Annotated in this window: 23 protein-coding genes; 10 read left to right on the plus strand and 13 right to left on the minus strand. The window is 68.1% G+C overall.

All coding sequences use genetic code 11. The features are described 5' to 3' along the window. Nucleotides 1-47: 47 nt before the first annotated feature. From IGS68_RS22745 to flgB, 5 genes are read right to left on the minus strand one after another with little or no spacing between them, the layout of a single operon-like run. Nucleotides 48-824: a flagellar biosynthetic protein FliR gene (locus IGS68_RS22745; RefSeq protein ID WP_247881026.1), complete on the minus strand. Its 777-nt coding sequence runs from the start codon at nt 822-824 to the stop codon at nt 48-50. 4 nt (nt 825-828) lie between these two features. Then, nucleotides 829-1,101 carry a flagellar biosynthesis protein FliQ gene (fliQ, locus tag IGS68_RS22750; RefSeq protein ID WP_201074192.1) on the minus strand — a complete coding sequence of 91 codons (273 nt, stop codon included), beginning with the start codon at nt 1,099-1,101 and terminating at the stop codon, nt 829-831. 33 nt (nt 1,102-1,134) lie between these two features. After that, entirely contained in the window at nt 1,135-1,440 is a 306-nt protein-coding gene (locus IGS68_RS22755) for a flagellar hook-basal body complex protein FliE (RefSeq protein WP_201074194.1), read from the minus strand. A gap of 38 nt (nt 1,441-1,478) precedes the next feature. Beyond that, entirely contained in the window at nt 1,479-1,889 is a 411-nt protein-coding gene (gene flgC / locus IGS68_RS22760; protein ID WP_201074202.1) for a flagellar basal body rod protein FlgC, read from the minus strand. 34 nt (nt 1,890-1,923) lie between these two features. Further along, nucleotides 1,924-2,334: a flagellar basal body rod protein FlgB gene (flgB, locus tag IGS68_RS22765; protein ID WP_201074204.1), complete on the minus strand. Its 411-nt coding sequence runs from the start codon at nt 2,332-2,334 to the stop codon at nt 1,924-1,926. Nucleotides 2,335-2,615: 281 nt separating this feature from the next. Here flgB and IGS68_RS22770 point away from each other — a divergent pair, with 281 nt between their 5' ends. The 5 genes from IGS68_RS22770 (at nt 2,616) to IGS68_RS22790 (ending at nt 5,502) form a co-directional block, all read left to right on the plus strand. Beyond that, nucleotides 2,616-2,975 carry an EscU/YscU/HrcU family type III secretion system export apparatus switch protein gene (locus IGS68_RS22770; protein WP_201074206.1) on the plus strand — a complete coding sequence of 120 codons (360 nt, stop codon included), beginning with the start codon at nt 2,616-2,618 and terminating at the stop codon, nt 2,973-2,975. Beyond that, a complete protein-coding gene (locus IGS68_RS22775; protein WP_201074208.1) occupies nt 2,972-3,358 on the plus strand; it encodes a hypothetical protein in 387 nt (128 codons plus the stop codon). The genes IGS68_RS22770 and IGS68_RS22775 overlap by 4 nt, the downstream gene beginning before the upstream one ends. Nucleotides 3,359-3,386: 28 nt before the next feature. Continuing rightward, nucleotides 3,387-3,680, plus strand: coding sequence for a flagellar biosynthetic protein FliO (locus IGS68_RS22780; protein ID WP_201074210.1), 294 nt, complete (start codon nt 3,387-3,389; stop codon nt 3,678-3,680). After that, entirely contained in the window at nt 3,677-4,459 is a 783-nt protein-coding gene (fliP, locus tag IGS68_RS22785) for a flagellar type III secretion system pore protein FliP (RefSeq protein ID WP_247881027.1), read from the plus strand. The genes IGS68_RS22780 and fliP overlap by 4 nt, the downstream gene beginning before the upstream one ends. A 350-nt stretch (nt 4,460-4,809) precedes the next feature. Next, complete coding sequence (locus IGS68_RS22790; protein ID WP_201074212.1) at nt 4,810-5,502, plus strand: YsnF/AvaK domain-containing protein; 693 nt, start codon at nt 4,810-4,812, stop codon at nt 5,500-5,502. An 18-nt stretch (nt 5,503-5,520) separates the two neighbouring features. Here the strand turns inward: IGS68_RS22790 and IGS68_RS22795 are convergent, their stop codons facing one another. The 7 genes from IGS68_RS22795 to IGS68_RS22825 form a co-directional block, all read right to left on the minus strand. Continuing rightward, nucleotides 5,521-5,814 (minus strand): hypothetical protein, encoded by a 294-nt coding sequence (locus IGS68_RS22795; protein WP_201074214.1) that lies wholly within the window; start codon nt 5,812-5,814, stop codon nt 5,521-5,523. 64 nt (nt 5,815-5,878) lie between these two features. Next, entirely contained in the window at nt 5,879-8,920 is a 3,042-nt protein-coding gene (locus IGS68_RS22800; RefSeq protein ID WP_201074218.1) for a tetratricopeptide repeat protein, read from the minus strand. A 6-nt stretch (nt 8,921-8,926) separates the two neighbouring features. Continuing rightward, nucleotides 8,927-9,580, minus strand: coding sequence for a protein phosphatase CheZ (locus tag IGS68_RS22805; RefSeq protein WP_201074220.1), 654 nt, complete (start codon nt 9,578-9,580; stop codon nt 8,927-8,929). 36 nt (nt 9,581-9,616) lie between these two features. Next, nucleotides 9,617-10,393: a MotE family protein gene (locus IGS68_RS22810; RefSeq protein WP_247881028.1), complete on the minus strand. Its 777-nt coding sequence runs from the start codon at nt 10,391-10,393 to the stop codon at nt 9,617-9,619. Nucleotides 10,394-10,426: 33 nt separating this feature from the next. After that, complete coding sequence (locus IGS68_RS22815; protein WP_201074222.1) at nt 10,427-11,056, minus strand: DUF6468 domain-containing protein; 630 nt, start codon at nt 11,054-11,056, stop codon at nt 10,427-10,429. Continuing rightward, the gene (gene fliM, locus IGS68_RS22820; RefSeq protein ID WP_201074230.1) at nt 11,053-12,138 is read right to left on the minus strand and encodes a flagellar motor switch protein FliM; all 1,086 of its coding nucleotides are present in this window, start codon (nt 12,136-12,138) and stop codon (nt 11,053-11,055) included. Before fliM ends, IGS68_RS22815 begins: the two co-directional genes overlap by 4 nt. 16 nt (nt 12,139-12,154) lie before the next feature. Then, nucleotides 12,155-12,730 (minus strand): flagellar basal body-associated FliL family protein, encoded by a 576-nt coding sequence (locus tag IGS68_RS22825; protein ID WP_201074237.1) that lies wholly within the window; start codon nt 12,728-12,730, stop codon nt 12,155-12,157. 406 nt (nt 12,731-13,136) lie between these two features. Here IGS68_RS22825 and flgF point away from each other — a divergent pair, with 406 nt between their 5' ends. The 5 genes from flgF (at nt 13,137) to IGS68_RS22850 (ending at nt 18,193) form a co-directional block, all read left to right on the plus strand. After that, the gene (gene flgF, locus IGS68_RS22830; protein ID WP_201074239.1) at nt 13,137-13,862 is read left to right on the plus strand and encodes a flagellar basal-body rod protein FlgF; all 726 of its coding nucleotides are present in this window, start codon (nt 13,137-13,139) and stop codon (nt 13,860-13,862) included. Nucleotides 13,863-13,898: 36 nt separating this feature from the next. Next, nucleotides 13,899-14,684 (plus strand): flagellar basal-body rod protein FlgG, encoded by a 786-nt coding sequence (flgG, locus tag IGS68_RS22835; RefSeq protein WP_158047139.1) that lies wholly within the window; start codon nt 13,899-13,901, stop codon nt 14,682-14,684. Nucleotides 14,685-14,699: 15 nt separating this feature from the next. Continuing rightward, nucleotides 14,700-15,659, plus strand: a complete 960-nt coding sequence (gene flgA, locus IGS68_RS22840) for a flagellar basal body P-ring formation chaperone FlgA (RefSeq protein WP_201074241.1) — start codon at nt 14,700-14,702, stop codon at nt 15,657-15,659. A gap of 64 nt (nt 15,660-15,723) precedes the next feature. Beyond that, nucleotides 15,724-16,524: a flagellar basal body L-ring protein FlgH gene (gene flgH / locus IGS68_RS22845; RefSeq protein ID WP_201074242.1), complete on the plus strand. Its 801-nt coding sequence runs from the start codon at nt 15,724-15,726 to the stop codon at nt 16,522-16,524. 637 nt (nt 16,525-17,161) lie between these two features. Continuing rightward, nucleotides 17,162-18,193 (plus strand): DUF3466 family protein, encoded by a 1,032-nt coding sequence (locus IGS68_RS22850; protein ID WP_201074244.1) that lies wholly within the window; start codon nt 17,162-17,164, stop codon nt 18,191-18,193. Nucleotides 18,194-18,198: 5 nt separating this feature from the next. Here IGS68_RS22850 and IGS68_RS22855 read toward each other — a convergent pair whose 3' ends face one another. Beyond that, nucleotides 18,199-18,720 (minus strand): DUF417 family protein, encoded by a 522-nt coding sequence (locus IGS68_RS22855; RefSeq protein WP_201074246.1) that lies wholly within the window; start codon nt 18,718-18,720, stop codon nt 18,199-18,201. Between the last annotated feature and the right edge of the window lie 58 nt (nt 18,721-18,778).

The raw sequence follows: 18,778 nt of genomic DNA on the forward strand, positions 1-18,778 counted from the left end.
TCCGAAGGCCATTTCGGAACCGGAACGGCCGTATGCCGGGAGCGGGCTCAGCCGAGCAATCCCATCAGGGTGTCCTGGACCGTCCGCAGCCAGAACAGCATGGTCGCGGAGATCACGATCGCGAACAGGGCCAGGCCAAGGGCTACCTGTCCGCCCATGATCACGGCGAAGGCCTGGAACTGCGGCATCATCTTCTGAAGCAGGCCGACCGCCAGGTTGAACATGATGCCGACCGCCAGGAAGGGTGCCGCCATCTGGGCGCCGATCGCGAAGCTCTGCCCGACCATCTTCGTCGTCATCTCGGCGAAGTCGCCCATCGGCAGGGCTGCGCCGGGAACGAACACCTCGTAGCTCCCGACCACCGCGAGGATCAGGAGATGGTCGAGGTCCGTGACGAACAGCAGCACGACGCCGATATAGCCCATGTAGGCGCCGACCAAGGTGCCCTGGGACGCCAGCGCCGGGTTGAACATGAAGGCGTTGGACAGGCCGATCTGCATGGAGATCAGGGTTCCGGCGGTATCCAGCGCCGCCGTCAGCAGCCGCGTGACGGTCCCGAGAAAGACCCCGATGAAGCTCTCCTTCACGATCAGCACGGTCATTCCCAGGGCGCCCGCGGGAACCGGCGGCAGCATGGGCATCAGGATCGGCTGGACCACCACCGTGATGGCAAGCGCCAGGAGCAGCCGGATGCGGGAGGAGACATAGGCGTCGCCGAAGCCCGGCAGCAGCATGAAGGCGGTGCCGACCCGGGAGAAGATCACCATGAAGGCGTAGATCTGTCCGGTCAGCGCCTCGTTCAGGCTCAGCAGCTCCATCGGCATGGGATCATGTGGCTCCCATGCCGATGATCCGGTCGGCCAGCTGCTGGGTGAAGGTGATCAGGGTCGACAGCATGAACGGCATCAGCAGCAGCAACGCGCCGAACACGAGGACGACCTTGGGCACGAAGGTCAGGGTCATCTCCTGGATCTGCGTCAGCGCCTGGAACAGGGAGATCACGAGCCCGACCACCAGCGTCAGGATCATGATCGGGCCGCCGATCTTCAGCGTCACGACGATCGATTCGCGGACGACCTCCATCACGTCGGTCTCGTTCATGGGCCAGGCACCGGCTTCGGCTTCGGGGAAGGCTCAGATCGGCATCCGCAGGATTTCCTGGTAGGCCTGGACCACCTTGTCGCGCACGCTGGTCGCCGTCTGCAGCGTGAGCTCGGCGTTGGTCACCGCGGTGATGACTTCGGTCAGGTCGGCCTTGCCGACGACCGCGGCGGCGCTGACCTGCTCGCTCCGGTGAAGCTGCCCGATGCCGGTCTGCGCCGCCTCGCGGACGAACGTCGCGAAGGACGGGCCGGCGTCGCGCGGCGCCATGCCGGGCGTGGTGCCGGTGGCGGCCATCTTGGCATAGGCGTTGACGGCGTTGGCGACGGTGGCGACCATGGTTCAGGCTCCGGACAAGGGCGGTTCAGCCGCGCGGATCAGCCGCGCAGGATCTCGATGGTGCGCATCAGCAGCGTCTTGGACGCCTCGATGACGCTCAGGTTCGCCTCGTAGCTCCGCTGCGCCTCGCGCATGTCGTTGGTTTCGACCAGCGTGTTGACGTTGGGGAAGAGGACGTAGCCTTCGGCGTTGGCGCTCGGGTGGGTCGGGTCGTAGCGCCTCTGGAAGTCGCTGCGGTCCTTGTCGATCTTGCGTACCCGCACGGTCTCGACGCCCATCTGGCGGTCGAGCGCGTTCTCGAAGGTGATGACCTTGCGCCGGTACGGCAGGTCGTTGGGCGTCTCGGCCGTCGAGTTGGCGTTGGCCATGTTCTCGGCGATGACCTTGATGCGGGCCCCCTGGACCTTCATGCCGGCGGCGGCGACGTTCAGGCTGTCGCGCAGATCCATGTGGTTTCCTCCTCCTGGCGTCAGGTGTCAGCGGTCAGACGCCGCCGCGGCCGATGGCCGTGCGCATCAGCCCGACATGCTTGCGGTACAGGTTCGTGACCAGCTGGTAGGTCATGCCGGTGTCGGCGACCTTGCTCATCTGCTCCTCCAGCACCACCGAGTTGCCGTCCGGAGCGACCTCGAAATTGTTCTTCGGCCGGTCCTCCCGGACATCGCTGCCGCGCGCGGCGACCGAACCGGACATGTGGCCGACCGCCGTCATCCGGGGAGCCAGCTGGCGTGTCTGGCTCAGCGCGTTGTCGAAGGTGAACCCGGTCAGGTCGCTCGGGCGGTAGCGCGGCGTGTCGGCATTGGCGATGTTCTGGGCGAGCACCTGCTGGCGCTCGGTCAGCCAGTCCAGCTTGCCCTTCATGAGCTTGAAGAGCCCCGTATTGCCCAGATCCATGGTGCCACCACCCTTTGCAACGCAAGGTTCCAGAATTGCCCGCCCGCGTTAATTTGCCGTTAACGCCGCGGCGGCGGCCCGACCGAACTCCGGCCACCCGCATCCCTCAAGCAAGCCGCGAGCCAACGCCGGAAGCCCCGGATTCCTGCGGATCGTCCCGTCGCAGGCCGGTGACGGCCGGCACTGCGGCAATTCCTGCCGGGTCAAGATTGCCGCGCCCTCCTTCAGATTTGGTTAAGCATGACCGGATTAGGGTGACGGCCGGCCCGTGCAAGCGGGCAATGTCGCAAAACCTGGTCGAGACCTCCGTGGCCTATCCGGACCCCTCAGACGCGGGCCGTTCCCGCAGCCGGCACGCCAAGCCGCGCCGCCCCATCGCCGTGGCCCTCCAGTACGAACTGGACGGCCCGTCCCTGCCGCGCGTCGTGGCCAGCGGTCAGGGGCATGTCGCGGAGCAGATCCTGGAAATGGCGTTCGCCTCCGGCGTGAAGGTGCGCGAGGACGCCGATCTCGCCGAGCTGCTGTCGGTGGTCCAGCTCGACTCGGAGATCCCGGCCGACGCCCTGGTCGCGGTGGCCGAGATCCTCGCCTATATCTATCGGGCGAACGGCAAGCTGCCGCCCCGCGGAGGTCAGCCATGACCGGGCGCCCACCGGCCCCGACCCTGCCGGACTCCGCGGACATGCAGGCGATCGAAGGGGAGCTGGAAGGGATCGTGCTGGCGGTGGCCGATGCGCAGGTGGCTCTGGCCGGCGGCGGCGTGATCGACCTGGCAGGACTGGACGACCGGATCGCCGCCATCTGCGCCGCCCTGGAGACCCGCCCCCCGGAAGCGGCCCGGGCGCTGCTGCCCAGGCTTTTGGCCCTGGTGGAAGACCTCAACGGGCTCTCGGCCGCCTGCGACAAGGTCCGGGCCGATACCTCGATCGAGCTGGAACGGGTCGCGACCCGCAACCGCGCCTCGCTGGCCTATGGCCGCAAGCCGGAGCCGCCGCCGCCATTGGGCGGCCCGACCGGCGAATAGCCTTCCGACAGACCTGGAACCCACCGACATGGAGATGGAAACCTATCTGCGCTTCGCCCTGGCCCTCGTGTTCGTGCTGGGCCTGATCGTCGTCGCGGCCTGGTTCATGAGACGGTTCGGCTACGGCGGGGCCGCGGCATCCCGACCCGGCCGCGAGAGGCGGCTCGGCATCGTCGAGGTGGCGCAGATCGACGCCCGCCGGAAGCTGGTCCTGGTCCGGCGCGACGGCGTCGAGCATCTGGTGCTGCTCGGCATGAACGCCGACCTCGTCCTGGAAAGCGGCATCCGGCCCGCGGCGGAAGCGGGGGGCACCGTGCCATGAGGATGCCGCCGTTCCGGACGAGGCTGCCAGCGGGAGCGCTCGTCGTGGGGCTGGCCGTCGCCGCGGCATCGGGCGCATGGCTGGCGGCGTCGCCGGCCCTTGCCCAGAGCTTCAGCCTGGACCTGAACCGGGCGGGCGGATCCAGCACGTCCCAGATCATCCAGCTTTTCGCCCTGCTGACGGTTCTGTCGCTCGCCCCCAGCATCCTGGTCATGGTGACCGCGTTCGTCCGGATCGTCGTGGTGCTGTCGTTCCTGCGCACCGCCATGGGCATCCAGCAGACCCCGCCGAACTCGGTGATGATCAGCCTGGCCCTGTTCCTGACCGCCTTCATCATGGCTCCGACCATGGACGAGGCCTACACGAACGGCATCGCCCCCCTGATCGCCAACGAGATCGACGAGATGGAGGCGTTCGACCAGTCGGTGAAGCCGTTCCACGCCTTCATGATGCGGCACGTGCGCGAGGCGGACCTGATCCTGTTCGCCGACATCGCCAAGGTCGGCGAGATCCGCACCCCCGAGGACACGCCGCTCCAGGTGCTGATCCCCGCCTTCATGATCTCCGAGCTGCGCCGGGGCTTCGAGATCGGCTTCCTGCTGTTCCTGCCGTTCCTGATCATCGACATGGTGGTCGCCTCGATCCTGATGTCGATGGGCATGATGATGCTGCCCCCGGCGGCCGTCGCCATGCCGTTCAAGATCATCTTCTTCGTCCTGGTGGACGGGTGGCACCTGATCTCCGGCACGCTGGTCCAGAGCTTCGGGACGATTTCCTAGAAATCCGGCGGCGTCGATTGCCGCAGGGCGGCTTCCACAAAGATCGAACCGCCGGAATACAGGAAAATGCACAAGAGCTTCCTGAATTACAAATATCACAGAGAATCAGCCGCTCCCGATCTTGATGGCTAGTCATCCAACGGAGTGTGGATGTCGACCTCCGTCCGAACGAGACTCAATATTATTCTTACTCTTTATTGTATGCGATTAATAAAACTTTGACCTCGACAGACAAATTCAGGAACCATCGTGCAGTGCAGCATGTTTGTTTGCATGTGCGAGGACGGCCGGCCACGGCCTGTCCCATCGCCCGAAGACAATCACAGCACATCATCGCGAGGGAACATCTCATGACCACTTCCGTCATCGGACTCTTCGAGAGCCGCGACGTCGCCAGCAAGGTCGTTGGCGAACTGACCAAGGCCGGCTTCGACAAGAAGGCGGTGGAAATCCTGCAGGGGGTCGCGGTATCCAAGATTTCCGGCCGGCTGGTCGAGGCCGGCTATGAGAAGGCCCGGGCCGAGCGCTACGGCGAGGCGGTCGAAAAGGGCGGCGCCCTGGTCGTCGCCGAAACCGACGACGAGAAGGCCGACGAGGCTCTCGGCACCATGCGCCGCTTCGATGTCCTGACCCCGGAAGCCCTGCTGGAAAAGACCGGCGGCTCGGAAACCGAGAAGGCCCAGGTGATCGAGGAAGAGCTGGAAGTCGGCAAGGCTCGGACGACCGGCGGCAAGCGCCTGGAGGTTTCCGTCAGCGAGCGGGAGGTCCAGGAGTCGGTGACCCTGCACGAGGAAACCGTCGATGTCGAGCGCACCAAGGCCGACCGGATCCTGAAGTCCGAGGATGCCGACAAGGCGTTCCAGGACCGGACCGTCGAGATGACCGAGGTCAAGGAGAAGCCGGTCGTCTCCAAGCAGGCCCATGTGGTCGAGGAGGTCGCCCTGACCAAGCAGTCGGGTGAGCGCGAGGCCACCGTGAGCGGCACCGTCCGCCGCCAGGACGTCACCGTCGAGGATATCGACCGGAAGTCCGGCAAGTCCTGACCCGGACGGCCCGTGCGGTCAGGAGGTGGCGGGCTCCCCGCGGGGCCCGCCATCCCCTTCGGCCGCCTTGCTTTCGGCGTCGCCGGCGGCATCCGCCCGCTCGGTGCCGTCGGCGACCGGATTGGCGCCCTTCTGTTCCGGAGCCACATGATCGCCGGAACCGCCGCTGCTCGACGCGGCGGCGGTCGGGCTGCCCGGGCCGGCCGCTTGCCCCACCTTGGTGCCGTCGGCATCGGTCTGCACCGGCTGGCCGGGGCGGAACCTCAGCCGTTCCGTTTCCCTGTTCCTGCTGTTCTGATCATGGTCTGACACGGTCGGCTTCTCCGGATCTCGTTCAGTCGGGAAGACTTAACAGGACCCGGGGGCGTCCGTTCCGTCAATTCACCGCCTGCCCGCCCTGGCGGCCGGAGAGGAACTTCTGGAAGGTCCCGACCTCCTTGACGCGGGACTGGATCGAGGCCAGGTCGACCAGGCCGCCGGACTGGCCCGGACGGGCCAGCACGCGGAAGGTGTCGGCGTGGGGCGTCCCGTCCATGGCCGCCGTGAACTGGCCGCGCAGCCGGTCGAGCCCGGCGCTGTCGCCGGCCAGGGACAGGGCCACCGCCTGGTTCAGCACCAGGTCGGCCTTGTCCTTGGAAAGCGGCGTGCCGGCCGGCGGCGGCGGACCGACCACCTTGGCGAGACCGGCCGCCGCCTCGGCCCACTGGGCGCCGCGCCACGCGATATCCACCCGCATCAGTTCCGCCGACTGGCTGGAATCCTCCTTCAGGAGCGCCACCGCCTCGCCGTAGCGCTTCAGTTCGGCCAGGGCGCGGGCGCGCAGCACGCGCCGCCGGGCCACCATCTCCGCGGACAGGTCGGAAACCTCGGACTGGTCGAGCGCCGACAGGGCCTGCTCGGGCCTGCCGTCCTGAAGCCTGACCTCGGCCAGCCGGGCGCCCACCTCGCCCTTCTCCGCGCCTTGGAGCCTGCCCGCGACCTGGGCCTGGAGCAGGTCCCCGGCGCGCCCGAGCAGGTCGATCTCGACCATCCGCTCGGCCAGCATGCGGACCACCAGGTCGCCGCGCGGCCCCTCGGGGGCGAGGTCCTTGAACTGGTCGTACAGCCCCAGCGCCTCGACCGGCGGGAGCGCCGCGGCACCGTCCTTGATGAACAGGTTGGCGAAGCTGTCGGACAGTCCGCGGGACAGTTCGGCGGCCCGCGGGCTTTCGGGGAACAGGGCGACGGCCTGCCGGATCGTGTTGAAGCCCTCGGCGTAATTGTTCGCCTTCATGTAGGTCTCGCCCAGGCGCTGGAGGATGTCCAGCTCCAGGTCGTCGCCGCGCCAGGCGAAGCGCAGGCGCTCCAGCCGCGCCGCCGCGTCGGCCGGCGTCAGCTTGCCCTGCTCCAGCTCGATATCGACCAGGGCCAGCTCGGCCCGGGTCCGGTAGAGCCGGTCGGTGCCGCTTGCCGCCGCGAGGAAGGATGCCGCGGCACCGTCCTTGTCGCCGGCGAGTTGCTGGAGCTGGGCGCGCCGGAACTGCCCGGCCGGCCTGCGCTCGAAATTCCCACCGGTCCGCCGCGCCAGGGTTTCCAGCAGGCGGGCGGCGCCGGTCCGGTCGCCGGTGCGGATGCGGGCGTCCACCGCGAGGGCGGCCAGCTTGGTGAAGAACGGATCCGGATAGCCGTCGAGCTGGGCACGGGTGCGGTCGAAATCGCGCGCCGCCGCCGGCCAGTCGCCGCGCTCCGCCGCCACCGCGGCACGCCACAGGATCGCCTCCTCCTTGCCGTCGAGCGCCGGGTCGGCGAGGTCGTCGGCGGCCGACTGCGGATCCCCGTAAAGCAGCCGGGCGGCGCCGCGGATCGCCAGGAACTCGGGGCGTGTCTCCAGGTCGGGCTGGTTTCCCGCGAGCAAGCCCAGCAGGCCGAGGCTCTCCGCGGCATAGCCGTGGGCGAAATAGAAATGCGCGAGGTCCATGCGGGCCCGGTCCCGTTCGGCCTCGGGCGCCGCGACGACCGCCCTCTGGACCTCCTGGCGCAGCTTGTTGAACTCGCCGCTCGGGCCGCGCCGCCATCCCGCCAGGTCGAACAGCCCGGTCGGGGACTGGACCTCGCGGCCCCGTCCGCTCAGGCGGGTCGGCGAGACGCCGACCAGGTCGCCGGGCGGCGACAGCATCAGGCCGCCGGCGGTGGTCACCTCGACGCCGTCGCGGATTGGCCGGACCGCGACCGTATCCTCCAGCGGCTGCACCACGATGCCCTGCGCGGCGGGAAGCAGGCGGAGCTGGGCGAACCCGTGCGGCTCGACCACCGCCTGTCCCGGATTGGGCAACGGCACCAGCAGCAGCTGGTCCCCCGCCGCCGGGTCGTTCATCTGGATCACCTGCCGGGCGTCGGGCACGCCGACCACCAGCCGGGCGCCGAGCGGGAAATCGCGCTGGGCATCCACCGGCAGCCCTTCGGGCCGGGCGGCGGCACGCTGGGCCAGCGCGATCCGCCAAGTATTGCCGTCGCGCGCGACGGTCGGCTCCAACCCGTCGGGCACGGCCATGCGGAAGGCGGTGGCGCCCCGCATCGGCACCGTCTCCGGCCCGCCGAGCCCGGGGATCAGGGCATCCACCCTGACCCGGCCCTCGAGGTCCAGCGGCCTTCCGAACACGGCGTAGAGATATCCTGCGCGGACATAGACGGCCGCCGCCGCGGGCTCCTGCGCCTCCACCGTCACGGTGCCGCGCCAAGTCTCGGCGCCGCCCGGGGACAGCGGCTGCGCCGCCACGGGCTGGAGCGGGGCCGCCGAGGGCGGCGGGGCCGGCGCGGCGCGGGGTGCCGGGGCCGCCGCCTGCGGCTGGGGCAGCGGTGCCGGCGGTCGCTCGGATTTCACCGGAGCCGCTGGAGCCGGAGCCGCAGCCTTGGCCGGCTGCGGCGGGGGAGCGGGCTGGGCCGGCGTCGCCGCCACGGTCGCCGTCGCGGGCGGAGCCGGCGCGGGGGCAGCCGGCGCGGCGGCCTCCCGGCGGGGCGGATCGACGACGTCGAGGGCCACGCCGCCGGCCCCGGTGCGGAAATCCTTGATCTCGCTGCCGGACGGGATGGTGACCTGCACGACCAGCCGGCCATCGACGACAGTCTGCCCGATCGTCGGCACGTTGCGCAGGCGGACCCGCTGAAGCCGCGAGAAATCGGCCTGCCCCGGCCTGGAGAAGGTGATCTGGACGGTATCGCCCCGCCGGGCGACGGAATAGTCGACCGCTCCCGGCCAGTCGAACACCAGCCGGTTGCGGTCGGGATGCACGCCCGCGCGGACCCGGACCACGGCCTCCGCGGCTGCCGGCCCGGAACCCGCGGGGGCGGGCTGCTGCGCCGCGGCCGGACCGGAGCCTCCGGACAACCCGGCGGCAAGCAGAATCGCGGCCGCCAGTGCCGCCCCCAGCCGGGTTGTCATGTCGGTTCAGTCGAAGCTGGCGAGCAACTTGTCGATCTCGCTCTGATCGATCGCGTTGCCCGGAAGCTGGGGGCCGTTCAGCAGCGAGGACTCGTCGCCCGGGTCGGCCGCCGCGGCGGCGTCCCGGTGGGTCTTCTGGACCTCGTCGCCCAGGGCCTGGATCAGCACGTCGATCCTGCCCTCGATATGCTTGAGCGTGCGGACCACCTTGGTGATGCGCTGCCCGGTAATGTCCTGGAAGTTGCAGGCCTCGAAGATGGCGGTGACGGCGGCGGTCAGCGCGGCGCCGTTCTCCGGATCGACCTTGCCGGCGATGGCGCCGATCACGTCGCAGGAATCCATGATCCGGTTGGTCGCGTCCTCGGTCGCGCCGACCACGGCGTCCAGCTCGTCGGTGGCGCTCGCGATGTGCTCGCTGCCGATGTCGTCCGGCCGGATCGCCGCGATCTCGCGCTTGGCATGCTGGATGTAGCGCGCCAACGCCTCCAGCTCGCCGTAGAGCTTCAGGTCGGCCGCGGAGACGTCGCCCTCCATGGAGGTCAGCACGGCGGTCACGATCCCGGCCACCTCCTCCCGGGCGAAGGGCTGGCGGATTTCATCGCGCGCCAGCGCGAGACGCTGGTGAAGCGGCGGGGTGGAGCCGAAAGGAGCGGTTGTCATCTTCGCCTTCTCGCTGGGCCGGCCTTCGGGCGCCGGTCATTGGGGTATGGTGGGCAGGGCGCGCCGGTCTACGAGCGATGCCGTGACCTCCTTGGCCTTGAGCGGGTCCATCGCCGCGAGGATGGGCGCGCTCTTGGCCTCCTTCATGCGCTCCATCACGTCGAGCAGCACCGGCATGTCGAGCGCCTCGAAGATCCGGGCGGCGTCCTTGGGCTTCATGGTCTCGTAGATCTTGACCAGGCTTTCGAGCTGGGCCGCCTGCTTCTCGTCGACCTGGCGGAGCAGCCCCTCGATGTTGGTCCGCAGGTCTGTCAGCTCCGCCACCTTCTGATCGATCCGCTGCTGCGCCGCGGTGAGCAGGGCCTCGCGCTGGTCGAGCTCGCGGGCGCGCCGGTCCAGCTCCTCCCGCCGCTCGGTCAGCCGCTGGAACACCTCGGCCTGGACATTGCCGAAGCCCTGCCCGTCGGTCTCGCCGGTCGAGGCGGTCACGGTCCGCAGCGGCGGCGGCGGAGCCAGCGCAGGCTGCGGCGCCGGGGCCGGAACAGGAGCCGGAACAGGGGCCGGGGGAGCGGCGGCCGGCTCCCGGGCCTGGACGACGGCGATCGGGTCGCGCATGCCGCCGCCGATCGCCAGCCAGATGTCGCCGACCCGGACGCCCAGCATCAGGACCGCGACGAAGATGGTGAGCGGCAGCAGGCGCGGCCGGAAGCGGGACGGCAGGCTCAGGGTCGCGACGGGGGCCGAGGCTCCGGCGGGAGCGCGGGAGGCCTTGGCCGGAGCGGGGGTCTTGGCGGGGCGTTTGGGTTTGGACATGGCGGTCGGCTCGACGCTGGGTCTGGTGCGCTGCTAGCGCAGGTTTTCGAGGGCGCGCAGCAATTCGCGCTCGGCCCGCGAGCGGGCCTCCTGCGGCGGCGCCGGGGATGGCGGTGGCGGTGCCGGCGGCTCCGGATGGGCTGCCGGCGCGGCATGCTGAAGGGGCGGATGCTGCGCCGCGTTCGACGGGCCGGGCGGCGCCGGGCGGCGCGCGGACGGTTCGGCCCTGGCCGGACGCGCGGGACCGGCGGGCGGCTGCTGCGAAGCCGCCGCGGACGGCTTCGGCACGGCCCCCGCCTTGATCGCGGCGGGAGCGGGGCCGGTCGCGGCGCGCAGGGTGTGGCTGCCGACCGATCCTTCCAGGCGGCTCGCCAGGCTGTCGGCGGCCTCGATCATGAATTGCAGCTCGTCGCGCAGGGTTTGGGCCCGGTCGATCGACTTCTGGAGGGTCTCGGCGACCTTGGCCGCCGTGTCCTTCATGCCGGCAACGCTGGTCTCGGCCCGGCCGGCGGCGTCGGCGAAACCCTTCACCAGCGCGTCCAGCTCGTCCTTGCTGTCGCGCAGGCGGGTCAGCCGGCGGTTCAGCACGATGGCGAAGCCGATGGTCGCCGACAGCAGCACGACGATGAGGACGTCCAGGACGAGGGGCAGCGTGACGGTCATCTCCGGGTATCCTCCTCGCGCGGGGCCTCGCGTTCGATGCGGACCGCGATATGGCCGCCCTTGCGCCCCATCCGGCCGTCGAACATGGGCACGTCGCCGCAGCGGAGCTCGATCGTGTCGTCGGGCGTGGCGTTGAGCAGGATGCGGGTGCCGACCTTCCAGTTCAGCACGTCGTAGAGCTGCACCGTGATCTCGTCCAGGACGGCGCTGATCTGGACTTCGGTCATCCACAGCTCGCTGGCCAGGTGGGTTTCCCAGATCGAGTCCCGGCCGAACTTCTCGCCCATGAACATCTGCAGCAGGAGCTCGCGCACCGGCTCCAGCGTCGCGTAGGGGATCAGCAGTTCCAGCCGGCCGCCGCGGTCTTCCATGTCGATGCGCAGCTTGGCGAGCACGGCGGCGTTGGCCGGCCGGGCGATGGTCGCGAAGCGCGGGTTGGTCTCCAGCCGGTCGAACCGGAAGGTCACCGGCGACAGCGGGTCGAAGGCGGCGGACAGGTCGCTGAGCACCACATGGACCATGCGCTCGACCAGGTTGCGCTCGATCGTGGTGTAGGGACGCCCCTCGATGCGCATCGCGGCGGTGCCGCGCCGTCCGCCCAGCAGCACGTCCACGATGGAGTAGATCAGCGCGCTGTCCACCACCATCAGGCCGTAATTGTCCCATTCCTCCGCCTTGAAGACGGACAGCATGGCCGGCAGCGGGATGGAGTTGAGATAGTCGCCGAACCGGACCGAGGAGATCTGGTCGAGGCTGACCTCCACGTTGTCGGAGGTGAAGTTGCGGAGCGACGTGGACATCATGCGGACGAGGCGGTCGAACACCACCTCCAGCATGGGCAGGCGCTCGTAGTTGACCAGCGCGCTGTTGACCAGCGCCATCAGGCCGGAATTGTCGCCGTCGCCCGAGCCGTCGCTGTCGAAGCCCAGCAGGCTGTCGATCTCGTCCTGGTTGAGCACGCGGGTCGAGGTCCCGCCGCCCACGTCGCCGCCGCCGCCGTCGCTGCCCTCGTCGGCCAACGCCGCCCACTCGGCGGCCAGCCGCTCCTCGTCGCTCAGCCCGTCCAGCTTAAGGTCGCTCATGCCATGCTCCCCCGGCTCACTGGATCAGCATTTCGCGGAACAGGACGTCCTTGACCTGCACCGGCTGGGCGGCGACGCCGACGCGCATCAACAACTCCTCGCGCAGCCGGTAGATCCCGGCCGAACCGCGCAGGTCCTCCAGCCGCAGTTCGCGGAGGTAGACTTGGAAGTTGTCGACGATACGCGGCATGACCTTCTCTATTTCCGGCACATCTTCCGGCCGGCCGACCTCTATGCTGATGCTGATCTTGAGGAAGCTGGGGCGGCGCCCGGTGCTGTTCAGGTTGACCACCAGGTCCGGCACGTTGAAGAACACGCCGCCGCCGCCCGGCGCGCCGTGTCCCCCGCCATGCCCGTCGCCCTTCGCGCCATGTCCGTCGCCTGCATGGGCAGGCGCCTCTTCGCCGTGGCCTTCCTCGGCGGCGGGTTCGGCAGGGCTGAAGACGCCCGCGAAGAACGCGGCGGCCCCGCCGCCCAGGACCAGGAGCAGCGGCAGGATGACGAACAGCACCAGCTTCTTGCCGCTGAACTTCTTGCGTGCCGGCGCTTCGCCGCCTGCCCCCTCATCTTCCTCGTGGGTTGCACCCGCCATAATCACTGGGCTCCCTGCGATCGCCGCGCGTGCGAAAAACTAGGTAAACACTTAGCTCGGGATAGTTAACAAGTCGTTGAAGCTACCCGGCTTTATTAAGCGCTACTGCCATTCTGCAAGACGCAGACCAGTCCGCCGTTCAGGAATCTTTAAGTATAATTCCTCTCAATCTTCCGTCGAACCCCCGGCGGATGCCCCGGCGGGCCGATGCGCCGCACCGGCACCCTTTGCCCCGCCCGCTCCGCCGGAACCGGCAATTTGTGCCGGGCAATCCCTGCCCCGGAGCGCCGGAGGCGGCGAAACCCCGGCGGTCCCGCGGCTTCCCGGGTCTGGCACGGGGGATGCAAAGGGTATCGCGGCACGGCGGACGGCGCCGGGCCAGCAACCAGGAACGAGAGCGTCGGACATGGAAAACCCCATCTACATCGCCCTGTCGCGTCAGGACGCGCTGCGCCGGCAGATGGACGTGGTCGCCAACAACCTCGCCAACATGACGACGCCGGCCTACAAGAACCAGCGCATGATGTTCCTGGAATACCTGGCGAAGCCGGCGGCCACCCCGGTCGAGAAGATCTCCATGGTGCAGGACTACGGCGTCCTGCGGAACACCGCGGTGGGCCCGATCAGCTCCACCGGCAACCCCCTCGACGTGGCGCTCCAGGGCGACGGCTACCTGACGGTCGAGACGCGCGACGGCCAGCGGTTCACCCGCAACGGCCGCCTGCAGCTCGACCTGGACCGCCAGATCGTCGACACCAACGGCCTGCCGGTGCTGAACGAGCAGGACCTGCCGATGACCGTGCCGCAGAATTCCGGCCCGGTCACCATCGCGGCGGACGGCACGGTGTCGTCCGACCAGGGCCAGATCGGCCGCATCAAGCTGGTCCGGTTCGAGCGCGAGCAGTTCATGACCGAGCTGGGCGGCGGGATCTACACCACCGACGAGCCGCCCCTGCCCGCCCCCGGGACCAAGATCGTCCAGGGCGCGGTCGAGGAATCCAACGTCCAGTCCGTCGTCGAGATGACCCAGATGATCGAGATCTCGCGCCAGTACGCGAACAACCAGAAGATCATCGATGCCGAGCACGAACGGCAGCGCAACGCCATCACCAAGCTGTCCCGGCTGAGCTGAAGCCCCGGCTACCCCCGAGAGGAAGAGGAACCAACCATGCGTAGCCTGAGCATCGGCACCACCGGCATGCTGGCCCAGCAGCTGAACGTCGAGACCATCTCGAACAACATCGCGAACATGACGACGACCGGCTTCAAGCGCCAGCGCGCCGAGTTCCAGGACCTGCTGTACCAGAACCAGCGCCGGGTCGGCTCGACCTCGTCGGACGCCGGCACGATCGTTCCCTCGGGCGTCCAGATCGGCGCGGGCGTCAAGGCCGCCGCCGTCTACCGGATCAACGAGCAGGGCAACCTGTCGGTCACCGACAACGCGCTGGACCTGGCGGTGAACGGCCAGGGTTATTTCCAGATCACCCTGCCCGACGGCGACACCGCCTATACCCGCGCCGGCTCGTTCCAGATCAACGCCGAGGGCACCGTGGTGACGGCCGACGGCTATACCGTGCAGCCCGGCATCGTCGTCCCGGCCGACGCCGTGGACATCACGGTCAACGGCAGCGGCGAGGTCCAGGTCAAGCTGGACGGCCAGATCCAGCCCCAGGTGGTCGGCCAGATCCAGCTCGCCGTGTTCCCCAACGAGGCCGGCCTGGAGGCGATCGGCAGCAACCTGCTGCTGGCGACCCCGGCGTCGGGCGACGCCGTCCCCGGCAACCCCTCGGCCCCCGGCTACGGCCGGCTGGTCCAGGGCGCCCTGGAGACCAGCAACGTCAACATCGTGGCCGAGATCACCAACCTGATCACCGCGCAGCGCGCCTACGAGATGAACTCGAAGGTGATCAGCACGACCGACCAGATGATGAACACCACCAGCCAGCTGCGCTGAGCGGAGGACCGATAGATGAACAAGCTTTCCCTGATCGCCCTGTCCGCCTCCCTCTCCGCCGCGCTGTCCCTCGCCGCCGCCCTGCCGGCCGACTCCGCGACCCTGCGGACCGACGCCACCATCGAGGGCGACACCGTCCTCCTGGGCGACCTGTTCGACGACGTCGGCGACAAGGCCGGGCAGCCGGTCGGCCGCGCCCCGGCGCCGGGCCGCCGCGCCACCTACGACGCCGGCTTCCTGGTGCGGCTCGCCTCCTACCACCAGCTGGGCTGGCGCCCGGCCAGCCAATACGACCGGGTGGTGCTGACCCGCGGCAGCACGATCGTCGACGCCGAACGGGTCCGCGACGCGGTGGCGCAGGAGCTGGCCGGCCGGTCGGAAGCCGACCGGCTCGACGTCGACCTGGACAACAAGCTGCTGGAATTGCACCTGCCGAGCGGCCAGCCGGCGACGCTCAAGCTCGAATCCGTGACCTACGACCAAGTCCAGGGCCGCTTCAGCGCCGTCGTCGTCGCTCCCGCCGAAGGGCCGGAACAGGGTCGCACCGCCATCTCCGGCCGTGCCGCCGCCATCGTCGAGGTGCCGGTCCTGACCCGCCGGATCAAGCCGGGGGAAATCATCACCGCTTCCGACATCGGCTACACCGAGGTGCGGATGAACCGGATCGGCGCCGAGCTGCTCCGCGATGCCGACGATTTGGTCGGCCAGACCCCGCGCCGGCAGATCTCCGCCAACACCCCCGTCCGGGCCCGCGACCTGCAGCAGCCGCAGGTCGTCGCCAAGGGCGCGCTGGTCACCATGGTGCTCCAGCACAAGTCGATGATGCTGACCGCCCAGGGCAAGGCCCTGGAGGGTGGATCCGACGGGGCGGTGATCCGCGTCGTCAACACCATGAGCAACCGCACCGTCGAGGCGGTCGTCGTCGGCCCCAACCAGGTGACCGTCGCCAGGCCCGGCGCCGCCATCCTGAACTGATTTCCTGAACTGATCTCCCGAACCGATCTCCTGCCGAAACGTCCGGCACCCGAGGAATACCGCCATGTCGACCTTCGCCCGCATCGCCCTGATCGCCGCCGCCGCCGCTTCGCTCTCCGCCTGCAACGCCACGAGCCGCCTGTCCGAAGTGGGCAGCGCGCCGGCCCTGTCGCAGATCGAGAACCCGAACCGCGCTCCCGGCTTCGTCCCGGTCAGCCTGCCGATGCCGGCGCCGCAGACCGGCGTGCGCGAGGCCAACTCGCTGTGGCGCTCGGGCGCCCGGGCCTTCTTCAAGGACCAGCGGGCGAGCCGGGTCGGCGACATCCTGACCGTGACGATCAACATCAACGATCAGGCCCAGATGAACAACCAGACCACCCGGACCCGGGCCAACAGCGAGAACGCCGGCATGCCGGAGATCTTCGGCTTCGACCTGAACAAGGTCCTGCCCGGCACCAGCGCCGCCAAGGCGCTGCTGGAAGGCAAGCTGGAGGGCAATTCGACCCAGTACGAGCCGGGCGGGCGCGAGAACCTGCTGGGCCTGTCCAGCGACACCAGCAACAAGGGCACCGGCCAGATCAACCGCCGGGAGACGATCACCCTGCAGGTCGCGGCGCTGATCACCGACGTGCTGCCCAACGGCAACCTGGTGCTCCAGGGCCGCCAGGAGGTCCGGGTGAACTTCGAGGTGCGCGAACTGCTGCTGGCCGGCGTGATCCGGCCGGAGGACATCAGCTCCGCCAACTCGATCAGCTACGAGAAGATCGCCGAGGCCCGGATCTCCTACGGCGGCCGCGGCCAGATCACCGACGTCCAGCAGCCCCGCTACGGCCAGCAGATCTTCGACATCATCATGCCGTTCTGACGAACGGCCCCGGAAAACCGGTGATATCCAGGGGGGCTTTCCGCCGTGACGCATTCACGCCGGAAAGCCCCTTTCGGTGTTTTCCCGTCGATGCCGGAGACAATGCCAGCGCATCACGATGCCGCGTTACTGGCGGGCGTGCTTGGGGCAGCTCCAGCACCTGTCCGGAGTGAATGAATCGCTGAGCTTGGCAAAGGCCAGCTCGATCGGGCTGTAGGGCGGCGGGATGAGAGGCCAAGCGCTCCTTTGCTTGGGAAAGGCTCCTGGGCATCTGGCTTCCCTGCGCCCGCCGGATGCTCGTACTCAGGTCGACGCTGAACCGGCGTGCCGCTGCTCGGAAGAAGTTCCCACTCTCGATCGCTCCGAGAATCCGGACACGCAGATCAGACGAGTAACCCTGACCCATGATCCACCTCGCTACACGGTGAATCACACTCGATCCGAGATCACAACATCGATCTGGGTTTTGCGCTCTTCGCTTTAGAACTGCCGTCCGCCGTCTTGCCGACAGCTCATATCCATATGATACTATCCAGATTACGGAAATTAAACGGGTCTATTGTCTGATATCTTCGGCTTGGGATAGAAGCCCGGGAACTGCTTAACCTCAGGCCAGACAGTGATACGGAGACAAACCATGCGCTCGCATCACCTGCTCCTCCTGGCCACCATCGCCTTCGCTCCCGGCACGGCTCTAGCCGTCCCGACCTACACAATCACGGATATCGGAGACCTCGGCGGAACCTTCAGCCTTGGCTTTGATGTCAACAATGCCGGCCAAGTCACCGGTGCCGGTCTCATTCAGAATGATGTCGGCCAGCATGCGTTCCTGTGGGACCCTGTGAGCGGAATACAGGACCTCGGCACGCTCGGCGGGCGTTTCAGCCAAGGAATTGGTATAAACGCCAGAGGTCAGATAACAGGGAACAGCCTATTACCCGGCCCTGAGATCACGGGCAGGGTCCATGCCTTTCTATGGGAACCCACCACCGGCATGCGGGATCTCGGCACCATCAGCGGGGGCGACGGCTTCAGCCAAGGCACGGACATCAACGACCAAGGCCAAGTGACCGGCGGCGGTAACATCGACGACCCCAACACCCCAAGCCATGCATTCCTGTGGGACCCTGCAACCGGCATGCAGGACCTCGGCACTCTCGACGGAGACAGGGTCAGCCTCGGCCTGGGTATCAATGCAGGCGGCCAAGTGACGGGCAGGAGCGGGACATTCGATGACACGGCAGGTAGGTACAATGCCTTCTTATGGGATCCGGCGACCGGCATGCGGGATATCGGCACCCGCAGCGGGGAGTTCAGCATCGGCAACGACATCAACGATAGGGGTCAGATAACGGGAACCAACCAAACCAGTGACGCAGACTTTCGTGCATTCCTGTGGGACTCAGCGAACGGCATACAGGATCTCGGCACACTGGGAGGAAGGTACAGTTCCGGAAACGGCATCAACAACAGCGGCCAAGTGGTAGGATCGAGCGAAGACGCAAACAGATCCGAGCATGCGTTCCTGTGGGACGGGACGAGCATGTTCGACCTGAATGGGTTGATCAGTCCAGAGGCAGGATGGACCGTCATACGTGGAGAGGCGATCAGTGATAGGCGCCGGAAGGCTTATGGATCAACTGGCGCCGGTACTCTGCTCGACCCATGATCCGCTCAAGCCTGGGCACGATTCCGCATCAGGCGGGTAAGGCTTTCCCCCAGCACCAGAAGGCTGACACCCAGGAGCGCTACATCCTTGATCAGAAACTGGCCGGTGGCGTTAAGCCAGGGGAAGCTGCCCAAGGACTCTTCCCAGATCGGCAGCGCGAACATGGTGGAAACGGTGACGGCGAAGGTCAGAGCGCCAAGTGCGCCACCGACGACACCCGCACGTGCCGACCATGGCGAGGCAACCAGCAGTATCGCGGTGATGAGTTCGACGACGCCGAGAAGATATGCCGCGCCCGCCTCACCGAACGCCGGGTAAAGCCAAGCAAGCCAAGGTGTCCCACTGATGAGCGGCTTGAGCGCATCGATCTCGATCTGAGTGAACTTCAGAATACCGATCAGGAAAAGCGGCAGGACAATACCGGCGAGTGACACGACCCGGCCGGTGAACGTGAAGCGGCTGGGCAGTTCTGTCCGCGAGAGATAGGCGGCTGCGCCGACGGCGGATCGAACGGGATTGTTCATCATAAGTCCTCTGATCAATTGTATGCGTCAAGCATATAACATAGATAGGGGATTGATGTCT

Origin of the sequence: Skermanella sp. TT6, assembly GCF_016653635.2 — a bacterium.
Lineage (GTDB): Bacteria > Pseudomonadota > Alphaproteobacteria > Azospirillales > Azospirillaceae > Skermanella > Skermanella cutis.

Coding starts and splice junctions, on each gene's coding strand:
- IGS68_RS22805 (WP_201074220.1), bottom strand. CDS start 9,580: ATGACAACCGCTCCTTTCGGCTCCACCCCGCCGCTTCACCAGCGTCTC.
- IGS68_RS22855 (WP_201074246.1), bottom strand. CDS start 18,720: ATGATGAACAATCCCGTTCGATCCGCCGTCGGCGCAGCCGCCTATCTC.
- IGS68_RS22745 (WP_247881026.1), bottom strand. CDS start 824: ATGCCGATGGAGCTGCTGAGCCTGAACGAGGCGCTGACCGGACAGATC.
- IGS68_RS22800 (WP_201074218.1), bottom strand. CDS start 8,920: ATGACAACCCGGCTGGGGGCGGCACTGGCGGCCGCGATTCTGCTTGCC.
- flgG (WP_158047139.1), top strand. CDS start 13,899: ATGCGTAGCCTGAGCATCGGCACCACCGGCATGCTGGCCCAGCAGCTG.
- flgF (WP_201074239.1), top strand. CDS start 13,137: ATGGAAAACCCCATCTACATCGCCCTGTCGCGTCAGGACGCGCTGCGC.
- IGS68_RS22770 (WP_201074206.1), top strand. CDS start 2,616: ATGTCGCAAAACCTGGTCGAGACCTCCGTGGCCTATCCGGACCCCTCA.
- flgC (WP_201074202.1), bottom strand. CDS start 1,889: ATGGATCTGCGCGACAGCCTGAACGTCGCCGCCGCCGGCATGAAGGTC.
- IGS68_RS22755 (WP_201074194.1), bottom strand. CDS start 1,440: ATGGTCGCCACCGTCGCCAACGCCGTCAACGCCTATGCCAAGATGGCC.
- IGS68_RS22825 (WP_201074237.1), bottom strand. CDS start 12,730: ATGGCGGGTGCAACCCACGAGGAAGATGAGGGGGCAGGCGGCGAAGCG.
- fliM (WP_201074230.1), bottom strand. CDS start 12,138: ATGAGCGACCTTAAGCTGGACGGGCTGAGCGACGAGGAGCGGCTGGCC.
- IGS68_RS22850 (WP_201074244.1), top strand. CDS start 17,162: ATGCGCTCGCATCACCTGCTCCTCCTGGCCACCATCGCCTTCGCTCCC.
- IGS68_RS22775 (WP_201074208.1), top strand. CDS start 2,972: ATGACCGGGCGCCCACCGGCCCCGACCCTGCCGGACTCCGCGGACATG.
- flgB (WP_201074204.1), bottom strand. CDS start 2,334: ATGGATCTGGGCAATACGGGGCTCTTCAAGCTCATGAAGGGCAAGCTG.
- IGS68_RS22790 (WP_201074212.1), top strand. CDS start 4,810: ATGACCACTTCCGTCATCGGACTCTTCGAGAGCCGCGACGTCGCCAGC.
- flgA (WP_201074241.1), top strand. CDS start 14,700: ATGAACAAGCTTTCCCTGATCGCCCTGTCCGCCTCCCTCTCCGCCGCG.
- flgH (WP_201074242.1), top strand. CDS start 15,724: ATGTCGACCTTCGCCCGCATCGCCCTGATCGCCGCCGCCGCCGCTTCG.
- IGS68_RS22780 (WP_201074210.1), top strand. CDS start 3,387: ATGGAGATGGAAACCTATCTGCGCTTCGCCCTGGCCCTCGTGTTCGTG.
- fliQ (WP_201074192.1), bottom strand. CDS start 1,101: ATGAACGAGACCGACGTGATGGAGGTCGTCCGCGAATCGATCGTCGTG.
- fliP (WP_247881027.1), top strand. CDS start 3,677: ATGAGGATGCCGCCGTTCCGGACGAGGCTGCCAGCGGGAGCGCTCGTC.
- IGS68_RS22815 (WP_201074222.1), bottom strand. CDS start 11,056: ATGACCGTCACGCTGCCCCTCGTCCTGGACGTCCTCATCGTCGTGCTG.
- IGS68_RS22810 (WP_247881028.1), bottom strand. CDS start 10,393: ATGTCCAAACCCAAACGCCCCGCCAAGACCCCCGCTCCGGCCAAGGCC.